The organism is Maribacter sp. R77961 (assembly GCF_044594925.1).
In the GTDB taxonomy this organism is placed as follows: domain Bacteria; phylum Bacteroidota; class Bacteroidia; order Flavobacteriales; family Flavobacteriaceae; genus Maribacter.
In genome coordinates this window covers 2,782,031-2,802,925 of record NZ_CP138991.1, presented here as the reverse complement: position 1 = coordinate 2,802,925, position 20,895 = coordinate 2,782,031, and the positions used below count along the sequence as shown (strand labels likewise).

The 20,895-nt window shown below is 40.4% G+C and carries 10 protein-coding genes; 4 read left to right on the top strand and 6 right to left on the bottom strand.

Annotated features, from left to right (window positions below; translation table 11 throughout):
* Positions 1-671: 671 nt before the first annotated feature.
* The 4 genes from SJY09_RS12010 to SJY09_RS11995 all read left to right on the top strand — a co-directional run bounded on the left by SJY09_RS12010 (position 672) and on the right by SJY09_RS11995 (position 10,481).
* Positions 672-6,902 (top strand): Ig-like domain-containing protein, encoded by a 6,231-nt coding sequence (locus SJY09_RS12010; protein ID WP_396635959.1) that lies wholly within the window; start codon positions 672-674, stop codon positions 6,900-6,902.
* 29 nt (positions 6,903-6,931) lie between these two features.
* Positions 6,932-7,864, top strand: coding sequence for a type IX secretion system membrane protein PorP/SprF (locus SJY09_RS12005; RefSeq protein ID WP_396635958.1), 933 nt, complete (start codon positions 6,932-6,934; stop codon positions 7,862-7,864).
* A 10-nt stretch (positions 7,865-7,874) separates the two neighbouring features.
* On the top strand, positions 7,875-9,803 hold the full coding sequence (locus SJY09_RS12000; protein ID WP_396635957.1) for an OmpA family protein: 1,929 nt from the start codon (positions 7,875-7,877) through the stop codon (positions 9,801-9,803).
* Between the two features lie 345 nt (positions 9,804-10,148).
* Positions 10,149-10,481: a single-stranded DNA-binding protein gene (locus tag SJY09_RS11995; RefSeq protein WP_396635956.1), complete on the top strand. Its 333-nt coding sequence runs from the start codon at positions 10,149-10,151 to the stop codon at positions 10,479-10,481.
* Between the two features lie 39 nt (positions 10,482-10,520).
* Here the strand turns inward: SJY09_RS11995 and SJY09_RS11990 are convergent, their stop codons facing one another.
* Genes SJY09_RS11990 through SJY09_RS11965 form a run of 6 tightly spaced genes read right to left on the bottom strand, consistent with a single transcriptional unit; the run spans position 10,521 to position 20,815 of the window.
* Complete coding sequence (locus SJY09_RS11990) at positions 10,521-11,813, bottom strand: phenylacetate--CoA ligase family protein (protein ID WP_396635955.1); 1,293 nt, start codon at positions 11,811-11,813, stop codon at positions 10,521-10,523.
* A 3-nt stretch (positions 11,814-11,816) separates the two neighbouring features.
* Positions 11,817-13,496, bottom strand: a complete 1,680-nt coding sequence (locus SJY09_RS11985; protein ID WP_396635954.1) for a C45 family autoproteolytic acyltransferase/hydolase — start codon at positions 13,494-13,496, stop codon at positions 11,817-11,819.
* A 48-nt stretch (positions 13,497-13,544) separates the two neighbouring features.
* Positions 13,545-14,414, bottom strand: a complete 870-nt coding sequence (locus SJY09_RS11980; RefSeq protein WP_396635953.1) for a cupin-like domain-containing protein — start codon at positions 14,412-14,414, stop codon at positions 13,545-13,547.
* Positions 14,414-15,964 carry a phytoene desaturase family protein gene (locus SJY09_RS11975; protein ID WP_396635952.1) on the bottom strand — a complete coding sequence of 517 codons (1,551 nt, stop codon included), beginning with the start codon at positions 15,962-15,964 and terminating at the stop codon, positions 14,414-14,416. The genes SJY09_RS11980 and SJY09_RS11975 overlap by 1 nt, the downstream gene beginning before the upstream one ends.
* Complete coding sequence (locus tag SJY09_RS11970) at positions 15,961-19,653, bottom strand: 1-acyl-sn-glycerol-3-phosphate acyltransferase (protein ID WP_396635951.1); 3,693 nt, start codon at positions 19,651-19,653, stop codon at positions 15,961-15,963. The genes SJY09_RS11975 and SJY09_RS11970 overlap by 4 nt, the downstream gene beginning before the upstream one ends.
* Positions 19,646-20,815, bottom strand: a complete 1,170-nt coding sequence (locus tag SJY09_RS11965; protein ID WP_396638629.1) for a DUF2062 domain-containing protein — start codon at positions 20,813-20,815, stop codon at positions 19,646-19,648. The genes SJY09_RS11970 and SJY09_RS11965 overlap by 8 nt, the downstream gene beginning before the upstream one ends.
* Positions 20,816-20,895: the final 80 nt, after the last annotated feature.

The window sequence follows — 20,895 nt, the reverse complement described above, 5'->3', positions numbered from 1 at the left end:
ATATTCCATATCTACATAGTTAAAACAGATTAAAATGAAATGGTGCTCCCAGAGGACCTATGGAAAAAGCTTGTATAATTTTTTTGCGCCATTAGAAATAGCCTAAACATTTTCTATGAATTGTTCTAATGGGATAAGATTTTAAATCAGTCTTTAAAATGAGCTTGGTGGTCACAAGCAAAGTAGTTAGTGTCACTTGTAAAGTAATAGAAGTAAATTCCATGGGACATATTGAACAAAGACAATTTTATTTTTAATTAGTGTTTGTAATACTTTTTAATAGAATGAAGAGGATATTTTTTTTGTACAATTATATCTTTAAAAGAACACGAAAAAACTTTACCACAATGTAGCTCTATTCTTACATCATAAAAAATACTTTTCACAACAATTCTTTTAAAGGTTATCCATGACCAACTACTTTCGGCACTGTTAAAATTTATTAAAAGAGTATTTTATCGTCGCATTACAGTGAACAGTTTTACTGGTTATCAACAGTTGAACGGAGATAGCGCTTCATTTTTTTTGATTTTTAAAGGTTAGCGAATCCTTTTAAATAGATATGCCAAATGGGTGATTTATTAAATGATAAGCAAGAAAAAGCTACGCTAATGTAAGTGACGTTTTTATAATAAAGTGATGTATTACAAATTATTAAACGAACGATTAACATGATGATAGCCCTCAAAAGAAGTAATATTTTTATCTCTTTCATTTTTTTCTCCTTTATCACATTATGGCAAACTGGCCTTTTTTGGGTAGGAACAACAAACAATAATTTTAGTGTAGCGGATAATTTGTCTACTCAACCCCTTAAATATAAGGAGTTTACAGAAAATACAGTTCCGTCTGAATCTTTTATTAGTCCGCCAATACCTGGTGATGCTGACGATGACGGCGTTCCTGATGCTGATGATTCCGACGATGACAACGATGGTATCTTGGATGTGGACGAATCCGTATGTACGGACCAACCGGAACTGCAATGGAACCATAATGGTTCTGGCGGTCAGAGCGATTCGGCCTCTTTTAACGATCCTGCCGACGCTGGTTTTTTCACAAGTACCGCGGATGTAGTTTTCGGTTCGGGACTGGACGAGTCGGACAATGCTGCGTTCACCTATATTTTACAGGGTGCCTCGACCAGTACTTTTGCAACGGCAAAAGCGGCCAACGATTACGCCGAGCTGTCCTTCGTTCCATCAGAGGATTTAGATTTTAACAGTTTGACCATTGGTTTTTTTACTAGTGATTCCGGAGGGCCGGATTCATTGGCGGACCAGTTCAAGATAGCGGTGGAACACAGTACGGACCCAACGTTTCTCACTAATGTCACCTTGATTACGGAAGATTTTCAGGTTCCGGACTATCCTTCGGGGTCACAAACGGCCGACTATCGTAACATATTCACTGGTCTTTTTAGCATGGATTCGGGTGTTCAACAATATTTCAGGTATTATTTTTACGATGTTCAAAATTCAGAACCGAACGACCGCGTACGTTTCGATGACAACATATTCAACTTCAATGCGGTAGCGAGCTGTGACTTTGATACCGATGGCGATGGTGTGCCAAACACCTTGGACCTGGACAGTGACAACGATGGTATTTATGATATAGAAGAAGCGGGCAACGGTGCTTTGGATACCAATGATGATGGTGTCATAGACTCCAATGATGCTGTTTTTAACGATAATGATGGTAATGGTGCGGATGATGCGGCCGAGACTACAACACCGATAGATACGTTGGCGGACGGTACTTTCGATTTCCTGAACACGGATAGTGATGGGGATGGTTGTAGCGATGCCAATGAAGCCTACAATAATCCCAATGCCGATGGAGGTGATGGTGGTTCTTTTGGGACCGGCGAGCCCCAGACCAGTGTTGATGGTAATGGATTGGTGACCGCTACAGGTGTGGATTATAGTTTAGGCACTAATGCAGCAGCTACCGATGACAATGATGCTTCTACTTGTTTTGCGCCACCCGTGGACCCATGCACCGATGGTGCAATAGTGGGGGTGGTGACCGCAAACGACCCTGATGCAGATGGTATCAATAATAGTTGTGATTCCGACGATGACAACGATGGTATCTTGGATGTGGACGAATCCGTATGTACGGACCAACCGGAACTGCAATGGAACCATAATGGTTCTGGCGGTCAGAGCGATTCGGCCTCTTTTAACGATCCTGCCGACGCTGGTTTTTTCACAAGTACCGCGGATGTAGTTTTCGGTTCGGGACTGGACGAGTCGGACAATGCTGCGTTCACCTATATTTTACAGGGTGCCTCGACCAGTACTTTTGCAACGGCAAAAGCGGCCAACGATTACGCCGAGCTGTCCTTCGTTCCATCAGAGGATTTAGATTTTAACAGTTTGACCATTGGTTTTTTTACTAGTGATTCCGGAGGGCCGGATTCATTGGCGGACCAGTTCAAGATAGCGGTGGAACACAGTACGGACCCAACGTTTCTCACTAATGTCACCTTGATTACGGAAGATTTTCAGGTTCCGGACTATCCTTCGGGGTCACAAACGGCCGACTATCGTAACATATTCACTGGTCTTTTTAGCATGGATTCGGGTGTTCAACAATATTTCAGGTATTATTTTTACGATGTTCAAAATTCAGAACCGAACGACCGCGTACGTTTCGATGACAACATATTCAACTTCAATGCGGTAGCGAGCTGTGACTTTGATACCGATGGCGACGGTGTGCCAAACACCTTGGACCTGGACAGTGACAACGATGGTATTTATGATATAGAAGAAGCGGGCAACGGTGCTTTGGATACCAATGATGATGGTGTCATAGACTCCAATGATGCTGTTTTTAACGATAATGATGGTAATGGTGCGGATGATGCGGCCGAGACTACAACACCGATAGATACGTTGGCGGACGGTACTTTCGATTTCCTGAACACGGATAGTGATGGGGATGGTTGTAGCGATGCCAATGAAGCCTACAATAATCCCAATGCCGATGGAGGTGATGGTGGTTCTTTTGGGACCGGCGAGCCCCAGACCAGTGTTGATGGTAATGGATTGGTGACCGCTACAGGTGTGGATTATAGTTTAGGCACTAATGCAGCCGTTACGGACGATAATGATACTGCTTCTTGCTCCCCGGTTCCGGTATTGGCGATAGACGATATCACTGCGGACAACATCCTTAATGCAGCAGAGGCAGGAGCCAACGTCGCAGTAACGGGAACGGTCAGTGGTGATTTTAATACGGGCGATACGGTCACCTTAACGGTAAACGGCAATACCTACACGGGAACGGTGGATGCAGCTGGCGACTATAGTATCGACGTACCTGGCAGTGACCTGGCGGCGGACCCCGACACTACGGTTGACGGTAGCGTAACGACAACGGACGGTGCGGGCAACACGGGCAGTGCGACGGATACACAAACGTATACGGTGGACACAGTTCCCCCGGTTCCAGTATTGGCGATAGACGATATCACTGCGGACAACATCCTTAATGCAGCAGAGGCAGGAGCCAACGTCGCAGTAACGGGAACGGTCAGTGGTGATTTTAATACAGGCGATACAGTTACCTTAACGGTAAACGGCAATACCTACACGGGAACGGTGGATGCAGTCGGTGACTATAGTATCGACGTACCTGGCAGTGACCTGGCGGCGGACCCCGACACTACGGTTGACGGTAGCGTAACGACAACAGACGCAGCGGGTAATGCAGCCAGTGCAACAGATGCACAGACTTATACAGTAGATACGACTCCTCCAGTTCCAGTATTGGCGATAGACGATATCACTGCGGACAACATCCTTAATGCAGCAGAGGCAGGAGCCAACGTCGCAGTAACGGGAACGGTCAGTGGTGATTTCAATACGGGCGATACAGTCACCTTAACGGTAAACGGCAATACCTACACGGGAACGGTGGATGCAGCTGGCGACTATAGTATCAGCGTACCGGGTAGTGATTTAGCAGCCGACCCAGATACTACTGTGGATGGAAGTGTAACGACAACAGACGCAGCGGGTAACGCAGCCAGTGCAACAGATGCACAGACTTATACAGTAGATACGACTCCTCCAGTTCCAGTATTGGCGATAGACGATATCACTGCGGACAACATCCTTAATGCAGCAGAGGCAGGAGCCAACGTCGCAGTAACGGGAACGGTCAGTGGTGATTTCAATACGGGCGATACAGTTACCTTAACGGTGAACGGGAATACCTTCACGGGAACGGTGGATGCAGCTGGCGACTATAGTATCGACGTACCTGGCAGTGACCTGGCGGCGGACCCAGATACTACGGTTGACGGTAGCGTAACGACAACAGACGCAGCGGGTAACACGGGCAGTGCAACAGATGCACAGACTTATACAGTAGATACGACTCCTCCAGTTCCAGTATTGGCGATAGACGATATCACTGCGGACAACATCCTTAATGCAGCAGAGGCAGGAGCCAACGTCGCAGTAACGGGAACGGTCAGTGGCGATTTTAATACGGGCGATACGGTCACCTTAACGGTAAACGGCAATACCTACACGGGAACGGTGGATGCAGTCGGTGACTATAGTATCAGCGTACCGGGTAGTGATTTAGCAGCCGACCCAGATACTACTGTGGATGGAAGTGTAACGACAACAGACGCAGCGGGTAACGCAGCCAGTGCAACAGATGCACAGACTTATACAGTAGATACGACTCCTCCAGTTCCAGTATTGGCGATAGACGATATCACTGCGGACAACATCCTTAATGCAGCAGAGGCAGGAGCCAACGTCGCAGTAACGGGAACGGTCAGTGGTGATTTCAATACGGGCGATACAGTTACCTTAACGGTGAACGGCAATACCTACACGGGAACGGTGGATGCAGTCGGTGACTATAGTATCAGCGTACCGGGTAGTGATTTAGCAGCCGACCCAGATACTACGGTTGACGGTAGCGTAACGACAACAGACGCAGCGGGTAACGCAGCCAGTGCAACAGATGCACAGACTTATACAGTAGATACGACTCCTCCAGTTCCAGTATTGGCGATAGACGATATCACTGCGGACAACATCCTTAATGCAGCAGAGGCAGGAGCCAACGTCGCAGTAACGGGAACGGTCAGTGGCGATTTTAATACGGGCGATACAGTTACCTTAACGGTGAACGGGAATACCTTCACGGGAACGGTGGATGCAGTCGGTGACTATAGTATCAGCGTACCGGGTAGTGATTTAGCAGCCGACCCAGATACTACGGTTGACGGTAGCGTAACGACAACAGACGCAGCGGGTAACGCAGCCAGTGCAACAGATGCACAGACTTATACAGTAGATACGACTCCTCCAGTTCCAGTATTGGCGATAGACGATATCACTGCGGACAACATCCTTAATGCAGCAGAGGCAGGAGCCAACGTCGCAGTAACGGGAACGGTCAGTGGCGATTTTAATACGGGCGATACAGTTACCTTAACGGTAAACGGCAATACCTTCACGGGAACGGTGCATGCAGCTGGCGACTATAGTATCGACGTGCCTGGCAGTGACCTGGCGGCGGACCCCGACACTACGGTTGACGGGAGCGTAACGACAACAAATGCAGCGGGTGCAGGTAACGCTACAGATACACAGGTGTACAAACTTGATTCAGATGGGGATGGTCTTACTAATGATGAAGAAACTACTGGAGTTGATGACCCAAGTACACCTGCAAATCCTAACGGAGAAACGACAAATCCCAATAATGAGGATACGGACGGTGATGGTATCGACGATGGTCAAGAAGCTCAAGATGGCACTGATCCCAACGATTCCTGTGACTCTGTTGGAGGAACACCAGTAGGTGCTGATGACTGTGATAATGACGGACTGACCAATGACGAAGAAACGACCGGGGTAGATGACCCATCGACCCCTGCGAATCCAAACGGAGAAACGACCGATCCAAATGTAGCGGACACGGATGGTGATAGTATCAGCGATGGTCAAGAAGCTCAAGATGGCACCGACCCCAACGATTCGTGTGACTCTGTTGGAGGAATACCAGTAGGTGCAAGTGATTGTGACAACGATGGTCTGACCAATGACGAAGAAACGACTGTAGGAACAGACCCTAACAATCCGGATACCGATGGTGATGGTTTAACAGATGGAGAGGAAGTCAATAATGTTGATGATCCTAATACAGGAGAATCTCCAGATGGTACCAGTGACCCTCTTAACCCATGTGATCCTGATAGTTTAGATGCAGCATGTAATGATACAGATAGAGACGACCTGACCAATGATGAGGAAGCTACTTTAGGTACAGACCCTAATAATCCAGATACAGATGGAGATGGCATTAACGATGGTCAAGAAGTTTTAGATAATACCAATCCTTTAGATGATTGTGATTCTGTTGGTGGTACATCATTGGGCACAAGTGATTGTGATGAAGATGGATTGACCAATGACGAAGAAGCAACAGCTGGTACCGATCCAGATAAAGCAGATACGGATGGTGACGGTATTAATGACGGTCAAGAAGTGACGGATGGCACAAATCCTTTGGACCCTTGCGACTCTATCGGAGGGACTCCACCTGCCGGTGCCGCTTGTGACCTTGAAATCATTAGTGATTATATCGTTCCTGGTAGCCAAGGCGACAGTGTTTTCAGAATTAGAAACATTGAACAATTCCCAGACAACACGGTTAGAATTTACAACCGTTGGGGGGTATTGGTCTATGAGACCAAGGGGTATGACAATAGCGGAAATGCCTTTGTTGGAATTTCAAATGGACGGGCAACGATTTCGGTTGAAAACGAACTTCCCGTAGGTGTTTACTTCTACATTGTTAATTACAATGACAATGGCACAGTCAAGACACTGGATGGTTACTTATACATCAACCGTTAATTAAGTAAGACAACAATTAAAAAATAATCATGAGAAAAATAATAATCATTTTGATGCTGTCTTTAGGAGTACAATTAGTGGCTCAGCAAGATGCTCAATACACACAATATATGTACAATACACTATCCGTGAATCCTGCTTATGCAGGATCACGGGGGGTGTTAAGTCTTTCGGCACTTTATAGATCCCAATGGGTAGGTTTTGATGGTGCTCCCACAACACAAACCTTAAACGTACACTCTCCCGTAACCAAACGGGTAGGTTTGGGTTTATCCATTGTAAATGATGAAATCGGTAACGGTACTAATCAAGATACGTATTTTGATGGTTCTTTCTCCTATACCATTCCTGTTTCCGAACGTGGTGCTAAATTATCATTTGGTGTAAAAGCAGGTGGACATCTATTAAACTTAGATTTTAACAAGCTTCAAAATTTCAACCCTTCAGCAGGCACCAGTCAAGAAAGTAATATTGACAATAAGTTTTCCCCAAATTTTGGAGCAGGAGTATACTATCATACAGAACGTTTTTATGCAGGACTTTCAATTCCAAATTTCCTGGAAACGGAACATTTCGAAAACTCAGATTCCAGTAGCTTCCTTGCTCAAGAGAGAATGAATTTATACCTAATTTCTGGTTTTGTGACAGATTTAAATTATGATTGGAAGTTTAAACCAACAGTACTTTTTAAATTAGTTGAAGGTGCGCCTTTACAAGCTGATTTATCAGCAAATTTTATGTATCGAGAAAAACTCACTTTAGGTGCGGCCTACAGGTGGAGTGCGGCATGGAGTGCCCTTTTTGGATATCAATTAAATGATAAACTTATGCTAGGATTGGCTTATGACCGTGAAACTACCGAACTTGGCAATACCGCATTCAACAATGGCTCGTTCGAATTCTTTTTAAGATTTGAGTTTTTAACAAGATATAAAAAAGTCGTAACCCCAAGATTCTTTTAAGACTATGAAAATGGTAAAAAAAACAATAATAATTCTAGTATTATTTAATATCTCCTTAGTTGTTTCACAAGAAGGAAAAGTAACGCAGGCAAATAAAGACTTTGAAAATTATGCCTTTATGGATGCCATTGATTCCTATGAAGATTTAGTTAAAAATGGTTACACAGAAGAAGAAATTTATAAGAAATTAGGTAATGCAAATTATGTTAATGCCCTGTATGAAAATGCGGCGGATTGGTACAGTAAATTAATTAAATTAGAAAATACTACTATAGATGCCAACTATTATTACCGTTATGCACAATCATTGAAATCTTTGGGAAGCTATGATGAATCGAATGAGTGGATGCAGAAATTCTATGAACAAAAAACAAACGATCAACGGGCAATAAATTACAAAGAGAAGGAAAATTATATAGAGCGTATCAGAGAGAACTCAGGCAGATATGAGGTAAAAAACTTAACTATAAACTCTACTGCTTCTGATTTTGCACCTTCGTTTTATAGTGATAAGCTTGTTTTCTCAACGGCACGAGATACGGGTTTTGCTACAAAAAACATTCATAAATGGAATAATGGGGCATTTTTGAACCTACATGTTTCTAAGATATTAAAAGACCAACAATTTAGTACGCCAGAACGGTTCACCAAAGAGTTGAATACAAAAACCCATGAATCTTCATCTGTTTTTACAAAAGATGGCAAAACGGTATATTTTACAAGAAACAACTCAAAAGATGGTAGGTTTTCTAGAGATAGAGAAGGTGTTAGCCGGTTAAAACTATTTAAATCTACTTTAATACAAGGAGAGTGGAGTAAAGCACAAGAATTACCATTTAATAGTGATGCGTATTCTGTTGCGCACCCTGCATTGAGTGCGGATGAAAAAACATTGTATTTTTCATCAGATATGCCAGGTACGATTGGTGCCTCAGATATTTTTAAAGTGAGCGTTAATGAAGATAATAGTTACGGTGTTCCTGAAAATTTAGGTAAAAGAATAAATACTGAAGCTAGGGAATCATTTCCGTTTATAGATGAAAAAACAATATACTTTAGTTCAGATGGGCATCCAGGTCTAGGAGGTCTAGATGTATTCGCGGCTAAATTGGATGGTTCTAGTGAAGAAATTTTAAATCTTGGAGAACCATTAAATGGAAAGCAAGATGATTTTTCATATGTTATCAGAGATGGCAATGGTTATTTCGCATCTAATCGCGAAGGTGGCAAAGGAGAGGATGATATTTATAGTTTTCAAGAAAATCAACCCCTACGGTTTGACTGTTTAGCACAATTAAAAGGAATCGTCTTAGACCAAGAAACGCAACAAGCCATCCCTGAAGCTCAGGTTTCAATAGTGGACGCCTCTGGCAAAATTGTTGCCACTGCGGTTAGCGATAAGAATGGGGCATATAATCTTGATGTAGACTGTACGCAAAATGACTTAGTAATAGTGGCCAATAAAGAAGCCTATGATTCAAAAAATACCACATTCAATATGATTGCTGGTCAGATCAATAGGGTAAGTATTCTTTTGCAAAAAGCACAGGTAGAGTTGGTTCCTGCTGTTGGTAGTGATTTGATAGTTGGCTTAGAACTTAATCCTATTTTGTTTGATTTGGATAGTTCAGAGATTCGCAAAGATGCAGCGCTAATTTTGAATAAGGCAAGTGATTTTTTAAAGAAAAACAGTGGCATAAGAATAGAAGTAAAATCGCATACCGATGCTAAAGCTTCCAAAAGCTATAATCAAAGACTCTCGGGATCAAGGGCAAAAGCAACCTATGAATATTTAGTTAAGTTAGGTGTCGATGCCAGTACTATTTCTTTTAAAGGATTTGGTGAAGATGAACTACTGAACGATTGTGTTAATTGGGAGCAATGCTCAAAAGACGAAAATGAGAAAAATAGAAGGTCCGAACTAATAGTTGTGGAATAGCATAATTTCGTTAGCAGTTTTAGCTTTTACATAAAATATAAACCCCTGCCGATTTATAATCGGCAGGGGTTTGTTATTGAGACGGCATCGATATACAATTTTTTATCATAAATAAAATGATTTAAATCAATGGTTTTCAACCATATAAAAGTTTTTAAACGACTACAAATGATTACAAACGAAAGTAAGTATTTTGTAACCGATTAACTTTTAAGACCAGTTTTATGTTTGCAGTGTCCAAATGATAAACCGTGTAATTCACAACTTATTACAGGATAATTTTAAAAAGATTCCGAAGCGAGTTTGGAATAAAGTATGAACTGTTTAACGCTAAAACAAATTATTATGAACGCACTAAAAAACAAAGTACAGTTGATTGGAAACTTGGGACAAGACCCAGAAATTGTAAATCTAGATGGTGGGGCCAAATTGGCTAAATTCTCCATCGCTACAACTGAAAGTTACAAAAATAACAAAGGAGAAAAAGTAGATGATACGCAATGGCATAATGTCGTCGCCTGGGGCAAAACTGCCGAAATTGTCGAAAACTATCTGACCAAAGGAAAGCAAGTGGCCGTGGAGGGTAAATTAATGCATCGCTCCTATGAAACTAAAGAAGGAGAAAAACGATACATTACCGAGGTTCGTTGTAACGAACTTTTGATGTTGGGTAAATAAAAAGAAAAGGCCTCACTGTTACGGTGGGGCCTTTTTTAATTAAACTGTTCTTGTATCTATGACCCTTATGGGTTTTCTTCCTAGTTTGGAAGCCTGCAATTTCTGAATTTCTTTAAGGTCGGTTATTTCAATTTTAGGGGAAACCCTAAGACGCGATCTAAAGTGATCTTTGATATTTCTCAGTAAGCGCTCCGATGCAGATGACGCTGTAATCTTGATTTTAATTTCATCTGTACCGATCTGGTTATGGTATATTTCAATAACATGGTTGGTTACCTCACTGAAATCGTTCAATAAATTATCCATTGCTGGTGGGTAAAGTGTAGTTCCCTTGTATTTGATCATTTGCTTTTTTCTCCCTAAAACCGGCCCCAAACGCAAAGTGTTTCTGCCACACTTGCAGGGAAATCTATGGGCTACAACTACATCACCTGTTCTAAAACGAAGCAGCGGCATGGCTTCTATTCCTAAGGTAGTTATGGTAAGTTCACCTGAATATCCTTCGGGAACCTCATTACCTTCATCATCCAGGATCTCGGCAATGAGTAATTCCGGATGTAAATGTCCGCCTTGTTGTTCAGAACATTCGGTAAAAGCGGTACTCATCTCGGTTGAGGCATACGTAGAAAATAATTCGATATCCCATTCCGATTTAATTTTGCTTCCCAAGACGTTCAGCCCAAAATCCTGATCACGTAACGACTCCCCTATACAGATAGCCGCTCTAATCCCAGAGTTTTTATAGTCGATATTATGGGCTTTTGCGTATTGAATTAATTTTAAAAGAAAGGACGGCACTACTATGAGATAGCTAGGCTTAAACTTGAGTATCGTATCCCATTGTAATTCAGGGATGCCTGCGCCCACACGAATAATTCCCGCACCTAATTTACGAGCTCCTAAGAAGTAGGCCAAGCCAGCCATGAACCTGCGGTCCATAGTGGTGGTCAATTGTATAATATCTTCTTTCCGTACGCCGGCACAAGCGAATGAAATAGCTTCATTATAAGCCAAACGTTCTAAATCCGTATCGGTTAAGCCAATGGTTACCGGGTCACCTAAAGTTCCGGAAGTGGTGACGTAATCTATAATTTCCGTTTTGGGAACACAGAAAAAGTCTTCATTGTATTTCTGCAAATCATCCTTATTGGATGTGGGGATTTTGACTAAATCTTCAATTTTTTTTATTTCAGCAATATTGATTTTGTTCGACTTAAACAGCCTTTGATAAAAAGGAGAGTTTGCTGCCAAATAAAAAATGAGTTTCGTTAACTTTTGTTCTTGGAGTATTCTAATCTCATCTGCTTGGGCCGTTTCAATTTCGGGAATCATATACTACCTTCTATTTATTTTACGAATATAACGCGCTACCGATTCACGATCAGGAACGGTGGTAATTTCTTTTTTCTCTGCTGCTAAAAAATAGGAACGTGCCAGTGCCTCATATCCTTTTTCGTAATTATATACACCCGCTAAGTAATATCCTTCCCAAAAATTTGGATTCAGCGCGATCAATTGCTGCAGCTTTGCTTGTTCTATAGCTAATTCATGGTTAATGGCAGCTTCTATCTCATTTCTCAATGCCCGATAACGTTCATAATCTTTATAGGTGTCCGTATCCAGAAATGGATCTGCTGAGATATTTGCATTGTTCGTAGCGATAGTATTGGTTGGTTCAATACTATCCTTATCCTTGAATATTTTCTTTAAATCGTACGCTACAAACTCGCCCATTTGATACGGATTGCTGGATACCCACACCATTAAATCCTCAGGTTTAAAAACTATCCCATGATGTGCCAATAACTGGTTCAATGCTTTTTCATTACCGTAACCAATTTTTTTATCATCTAAGCCTTCTTTGTTACGAAGAATACCAACAACGGCCTTAGGATCTACTTTTGAGGTTTCTTTCAAGAGTTCCTCCATGCGTTCATAACGGTATTGTGAATGACTTTCAAGAATATGCTTTTGATTCTTTTTATCTTCCATATAAGCGGCACTCTGAAAGTGATTGGCGCAAATCAGTTGATTGGAGTTTTCTACCTCATAGACACCAAAATTTTGAGGAGAGACTTCTATGATAGCTGCTTTTTTGTCTTTTGCACTACCTACAAAAATAGATTCCGATACAAAAACTTCTCTCTTTTTAGCAATGGCAATAGCTTCCTCAATGGTAGCTGCATATTGTAAAATTTCCCTGGTCACTAAAGAGACCGGAGTCTTGGCAATCAAAGGAAACTGAGATTTGCCGGCGTTAATGGTCACGGATAATCCTTGGTCGTTCATGCCAGAAACAACACCTATCATTCCGCCCCATGTTACGGACATGAAAGCGTGCCCTTTATCCGGAGCTACAAAAGCGACGATTTTATTTTTAGCAAAATCATCCCCGGCATAAAAATCGAAATTTCGGCCTATTACTAATTTACCATCATCGGTTTGGTTGCCCCACGCGGCAAAAGAGGAACAACCTACTAACGCTAAATCCTGAAGCGCATGACCAATATCATGTGCGCCATGAAAGTACATGACCCGTTGATAGGGCTTGGCTACATAATCATAATGTGGTGAGGCATATTTAGAAACGCCTAAGAGCTCAGCTTTGAATTGCTCATCTATGTTGAGGTACATTTTCCTATTGAACCAGGCTAAAAATTTTCGCAATAGTTTTTGATATCCTTTTGAAGGAACCAATTCGTCAATCTTTTTAATAAAAATATCTTCCTGTTCGTTAAATAGTTCTTGTGTAAGACTCCCCGTTTTTAGACCTAATTCCAACGGATTTCCGCTTACATAGAGTTCCCAAAGTCCTTGTTTGTTTTTCCGAAGAAAATTGTCCGAAATAGTGAACGTAGTATCGTTTAGTTGAACACGCTCGGGTATTTGTGTTCGGTATTGTGAAACATCTAAATTTTCTTTAAGCGATTTAGATACGCCACAGGATAGCACAAGGGTAAGGATGCCTATTGAAATTACTGCCTGAGCCAGAAACTGTTTAATTTTCTTTATCACTGTAATCTATTAAAATGGCCTTATTAATTTTCCCTAATCCGATGGAAGTTAGTTCGGTAGATTCTTATGTGTTCTTTTTATGGCCAATTCATCTTTATAATCGAGCCATTTTTGACCCCAATATTTCCTTGTAAAATTATCAAAATTTCGCATGATAAGTACATTATACAACATATTCGCGAATCTTTTGGGATGCCTTGGTAATGCCCTTAACGTCATGGAGAAACCTCCATCTAGATATTTAATATAATGCCAGTAGCCACTAGGCATAAAAAGTGCGTCCCCATGTTCCATCTCCGCAGTAAGGCCTTCAGCATATTTTAGTGCAGGATATTTTTTAAAGTCTGGATTATCCATATCTATCGATTCCAAATTATGAATGGAATGGGGTACTCTGTACAAATATTTTGTCTGCTCAGGGGAAAAGAGCGTCACGTGTTTATGTCCATCAAAATGAAAATGCATACTATCCGGTAGGTCAATATCATAGTGCATAAATACTTTGGATGCTCCGCCTCCGAAAAATAAAGCAGGTAATTTTTTAAAGAATTTGAGTCCAATATCGGGATACTGAAAATCTTGGGTTAGTTCTGGCATTTTTTTTAAAATCTCATAAAAGAAGATTCTTAGGTCCGTAGGTTTTGTCTTTAGGATTTCTATATAATCCTTCAACTTCATCTCTTTGACAGGGGCATAAACACTTTGCTTATCTTTTGCCGGTTCATTGTTATATAGCGGCACTATTTGGTCCCCAGCCTTATTCTGTATATATTCTAAAGTCCATTTTTTAAATGCGGGCCAATCCTTGGTCAGTCCTTTAATAAGTACCGGCTTTTGAGGTTTGTAGTATTGTTCAATAAAATCCTTTTTGGAAATATGCTCCAATACAGGCACGGCAGATGTCTTAAACGTTCCCATTAGGCAGTGATTTTTTCTTTGTTTTGTTTAGAGGTGGCGCCCTTTATTTTATTGATAAGGTATTCTCCTCCTAGAATTTCTGAACATGTAACTACACCGCTAATAGTTACTCCTAAGATACCATGCATATTAAGACTTTGCCCGGTAAAGTATAAGTTGCTGATCTTTGTTCGGGGGGAAATGAACGATTTTAATGGATCGTTTACATCTTTGACGTAACCATACATAGAACCTTTATTACATCCTATATAATCTCTGTATGATAGCGGGGTAGAGGTGTACACAGATTGTATGCAATTCCGTAAGTCTGGAAATTTTTTCTCCAGTTCATCAAGTAATTTCTCGGTCTTTTCTTTTTTAAAATCCTCATAGTCTTGTCCGCGCTCGTTTTTATGCGCAACGGTGTTGACCGTATTTTCCCAAACTGCCACTTCATCGTAGTTCATGTAGGTGATGGCCGTCAACTGCTCTCCCCATTCTCCTTGATTTTTGCGTACACCCATAGAGATCATATAGGTTTCCGGCCAGCTTTCTTTCGTATACTTATGACCTTCCCAAACCTTTCGGTAATCTTTAAAATGATAATAATTCTTGTTCAGGTATTTGAAGGTTTCTGGTTTAAGTACAATATGAATGCTAAAGGCAGATATAGTACTTTCCATTTGTTCTATTCTATAGTTGTAGGATTTTCTAAAATGCTCTTCCCCAATCATTTTCAAGGTATGTTTGGGTTCAATATTGGAAATAAACAAATCTCCGGACACAATGGTACCATCCTTTACTTGAACTGATTTGAGCTGCTTATTTTCACAGGTCATGTCTACCACCTCACTGTGTTTGTAGGCTTCGCCACCGTGCTCTCTTAATCGTCTAATAAGTAGTTTGGTAATTTGACTTCCACCATCTGCGCAACGGTAAGCACTTTCTATATAGGAGTTAATAGAGAGCGCGTGCACATATAGAGGTGTTTTGTCCGGGTCTCCGGCATATAATAGATTGGAGCCCGCGAGTACAGCTCTGAGTTTTGTATTTGTTGTAATGCTCTCGATATACTCTTTTGCGGATTGTTGAAAAATTTCGGCATCATTTCCGTAGGGTTTCCCTTCTTCTAGGTTATAAAGTGGAAACTTGTGGCAGACTTCTTTAAGTTTGCTGCAGTAGGTCGTAATGGCACTTTTCTCTTCTGGAAATTGTGCTGTTAATTGGGTGATAAAATTTTCGTAGCCCTGCGCATGCGGATAGGAAACCGTGTCGTTATCAAACGTGATAATATCAAAACCGTCGTCGTTTAATTTTTTCAAATGGAGTCCATCCAAAATATCCAAATAATCGAAATACCGATATAAATTTTGCCCTTTTGAGAGTCCGCCTAGATAGTGTACACCTGTATCAAAAATGGTACGTTCCCGAACAAAGGTCTGCAAGTTGCCACCATATTGGTTGTTTTTTTCTAATACACAGACACTACGACCTTCACGCGCTAGAATATTGGCGGCAACCAATCCTCCCATGCCACTCCCTATAACAACTACGTCGTAATGCGATTTCATTTAAGACTTTCTTTTTTAAGTACGATAAATGTATCATTTTGGATAAGAACAGAAAAATCTTCTAGAGATAGTTGGGCTAAGTTCAGATTTCTGCTCGATTTCAACAAGATTAAGGTAGTGATTTCCTGACTTACTTTAGTTTTAACCTTGTTCATGTCTATATCTTTAAGATTAAGAATAAGTACTTGAGCTGTTATTTCAAACGCTGCGGAAGGAGCATCAAAAACGCTAATTTTACTATATTGATGGGTTAAAAAATTATGCTTTAAGATACTTCTGGCGCTTGAATCCCATATGTAGGAATATATTTTACGGTCTATGCTATCCAGTGCTAGCAGCAAATCTAGCTGCCCTTGGTCTTCAGACAAATGTATTATGGTTTCTTTCGCTCCAATAATATTACATAGCTCCTTGTAGGGTGCTGCAAAATCTTTGAGGTCGCTTTTTATTAAATCATATAAGGAAGACCCTTTAAACCTGTAATGCTCTAATACCGTTTTATGCCAATAAGTAGCTGTTTCAATCTTTTTTCTGAGACGCCGGAATTCATCCCTAAAATAGGCTCCAATTAATTTTCCCTGCTGCTTATAACTGCTTCCATAGGTATCGTCATCTGGAGTTATGCGAGGTAATAATTCTACGGTAATACTGCCATCACGAATTACAAAACTTCCCTTTGGTAGTACTTCAGAATTACCATGAATGAGTACGGGAAGAATATCCATATGAAGCTGTTCCGCTAGATAAAAAGCCCCCTTGTGAAAGCGTTTTATTTTATTACTTGTGGAGCGAGTTCCTTCCGGGAATGCAATTATGGAAAATCCTTGTGCTACTTTCTTCTTTAGATAGGCTTCTCCGTTTTCTACGCCACCGGATACCGGATATGCCCCAACAAATTTAGCAGCACTTCCAAAGATTGGAGAATTATAGACCCAATCGTTGACCAAGAAAATCATCTTTGGATGTAGCATCCCAAGACAGAGAATGTCTAAAAACGAGGTATGGTTGGCAATAATCATCGCCGGTTTTTCAAATTCTTCTCCGTGGGGGTTTAGTACTTTCTTGCCAACAAAAGGGTTGGTGTAGAGTACGGAGCCCATAAATTTAGAGACCCATTGATGAAACCCCAAATTCTCTTTAAGAACGCTATTGGGCCTAAGCTTCATAACTATCGAGGCATATAGCGAAAAAAGAAGCCCTATAGTGCCAAAATAAAAAAAAGAAAAAACAGAATGTATAAAATAACGCAATGAAATAGGCCTTTTCCTTGTATTTCCAATAAACAGCCGGAACAGTAAGGGTTGTAGTATAAAGGAAACAAAAGCAGCCGAAAAAATACCTATAAGCGAAACTTTAGATATGGTATATAAGGCGGGGTGCTTAGCAAAAATCATAACACCTACGCCTGCTATAGTGGTAATTACCGAAAGGATTATAGAAGTTTTGTGTGTAGGAAGTATTCTACCTCCTGTTCTATACTCCGCCAAGAGGCCGTTGGTGATAAAGATGCTATAATCTACGCCGAGCCCAAAAATAAAACTACAGATGATGATGTTGAAAATATTGAATTCAATCTGCAGCAAGCCCATAATACCTACGGTCAAAAACCAAGTTAAGAATATAGGTATAACGGTAACGAGTGTTAACGAGAGACTTCTATAGAACACAAGAAGAATTATTAAAACGGTAATAAGAGAATAACGAAGCAAGCTGTTGAAATCGTTTTTTAGCGTGCCCAAGAACGATTCATTTACCTGCTTTCTGTTAATAAGAAGGGTATTTTCGGAGTTTTTGAAACGGGCCGTAACTGCATCGAAGTTTTCTTCTTTTAGTTTTAAAAGTGAGGTTATCGTAGTTCCATTTTCGTCCGTTACAATATAGTCGGATGTGGATAGTGCGGGTATGGTTTCAAATTCTTTTGGTGCAATTGTTTTAAAATCCGTTCGTAGCCAACCATAAAATGCATTAAACGTATTTGGTTTAAAGCCTAGGGTTGTGCCACTAGTAATTAAATTGCGCTGTAGGGTATCTATTTTTTGCTTTTGCCAAAACATTTCCCAATCATTGATTTTTCTCTTTTGTGTTTTTGTAGATTTTATAAGACTTCCAACAGAGGTAAAGTTAACGAGGTCCTTGTCTTGCTTTAATTGTTGAAGTTCTTTAAAAATAGAATCGTTACGCTGTAGTACTGTTTCATCGTCATCCCCATAGGTGCTTAGATAAATGGATTTTGAGGCGATATCCGTAAGTTTTTCTAATTTTTGACGTGCTTTGCTCAGTACTTCCGACTCATAGTTGAGTTTACTGATATCCTGATTAAAAATCACATCCTTATAAGTAAAAACACTGGTAATACAAATTAGCATCAAGAACCCTATGGCAAGTTTGTTTTTATGTAAATCTACCGCTGAAATGCGGTCAAGTATATTTTTTTTAGAAACCTGAATCGTTTTTGGCCTATAGACTACAGGAATAAAAACCAATGCAAATAAAGAGGCTCCAGTAACGCTAACTGCTGCAAAAATTCCTAAATCCTGAAGGGCTTGCGAATCTAAAAAAAGTAAACATAGAAAGGCAGCTGCCGTGGTAAGGCTACTCATGAGTATAGAAGGCGCAATTTCTTCATATAATTCTTTTACCGACCTACCGCTGCGAATATGCGTAAGGATGTGTAAGGCGTAATCTAAGGTCACTCCCAGTAAAATAGCACCAATGCCTAAAGAAATAGCGGAAATATGAGGTCTTAGTAAATACAGAAAAACTAGTGCTAGCAGAGCTCCAAATAGGGTGGGGGCAAATAGAATCAATGGTAGCCTTATCGCTCTATAAAAAAGAATAAGGAGAATTACCAGAAGCATCATAGCTATGCTTACCGTAAATTGTATATCGCTTTTTATCTGTCCGGCATTGGCAACAGCTACCAAAGCAGCTCCAAAAAAAGAAACTTCAACTTTAGAATTGAAGCGTTTTTGAAGCTTCTCCTGTAATTTATAAAGTCCGTCAGATAAAGGTTTGTTTTCAACTGTAGCACTAGATGGGTGTACGGGTGTTATAAAAAGTAAGATGTTGGTCTCTGCATTATTTACTAAAAACCCGTTCTTCAGCTTAAAATTTTCAGCCACACCAAGTTGTTGTAATTTTTTTAGGGCAATAAAGGACAACCCTAGGGGGTCTTTTAAGATGCTTTTTTTTGCTATTATTCCCGACGGTGAAATTAGGGTCCTATAATTTTGAGTGGTTATTGCGGTTATACTGTCTTTGGATAATTTCTGATTTATGCCTTCATAATCCGTTTTATCCAAAAAAAGCGGAAGATGGTCGTAAACAAAATCAAAGGTTTTTAAGACTTGGGCATCCGCTACTTTACCCTGAATATTCTTAATATATGACGCATGGGTTTTTTGAATACTGTCTATAAAATCTGTGGCGTATTGGGTGAGTTCATCTACAGAAGCTTCAGGATTTTTTTCAATATTTACTATAATTTTGTCCGTAAAGGAAATAGACTTTAGGACTTTCTGTATCCGCTGTGTTTCTTCATTGGAAGGGATTAAAGACGTAATATCATCCTCAAAGCTAATTTTTGAAGCAAGAAAACCAAGTAGCCCCGCTACGGAAAGGAGTACTAGAATACTCGTTATTTTATTTTTTAAAATACCTTGGTATGTCCTGAATAAGAGATTACCCATTGTTTACGGCTATTTTCCGCTTTCCTATGTATAGAATAGAAAGATAACCTATTCCGCCGAAAACGAATGCCCCTAGTACAGCCAATACCAAACTGCCTAAGATGTAGGTTTTTAGATTAGTAAGAAAATCAAAATCTGTTGTAATGGAGTCAAGTGACAAAGAAAGTGGTTCGCCTAAAATCCATCCACCTATTTGCAAACTAAAAAAAATGATAAACGGTATAAACGGAGGAAGACTTACATTGGAGAAGGCGAATGCAATGGGTTTATTCAGTTTAAAAATGAAGGCTAGCAGAATTACTAAAAGGGTATGAAGCCCCCAAAAAGGACTTAGACCAATAAAGACGCCAAGGGCAATGGAAAATGCTTTTTTTGACGGAGTATCAGTGCTTCCCAATACATCCTCTAAAAGAAACTTTTTAACTCCTTTTTTCTTTAATCGTCTATAAAAATCCCTTGGTTTTATATAAAAGATTGCCACTAAGACGAACGAGGTGTTCAGTATGCTGATGCGTGTAAAATCCGGGACCGTTCTAAAGTGTGTTACCCGTTCCTCTTCATCGTATAGAATTTTAACCGGCACGTTTTTGACCAATGTTCCGTTCCAAGCGGCCTTTACTATGACCTCTATTTCAAATTCGAATTTAGGGGTAATCAAGTTCAGCTTTTCTATTTCTCTTAGTGGGTATAAGCGATAACCGCATTGGGTATCCGTTAGCCAATTTCCAGTTTCAAACCAAAACCAGAAGTTAGAGAATTTATTCCCGAAACTACTTTTACCAGGAACATCTGACTGCTCCATGTTTCTGGCACCGATGTAAAGCACATTTTTGGTATTTTCTTCTGCTAATGCATCAAGAAATACTACGATATCTTCTGGAAAGTGTTGGCCATCGGAATCAATGGTAATCGCGTAGGAATAATTGAGCGCTAAAGCTTTTTTGAAACCTATTTTAAGGGCATTTCCTTTTCCTTTATTTTGGGGTAAATGAACCTGTTGTACCTGAGGAAAGTTTTTTAAAATTTTCGCGGTGTTGTCCGTTGCGCCATCGTTTATGACAATGATATTTGCGGTTAAATCCAGAATGCCCTGGAGCACTCTTGACAGGGTTTTGTCGTTGTTGTAAGTCGGTACTAGAACACAACAGCCAAATTGTTGCATTCTCTCATGTATAGACGGTATATTTTCTGCCACTTATTACGGTTTTAATGCCGTTACAGGTCGTTGGTATATCTATGACA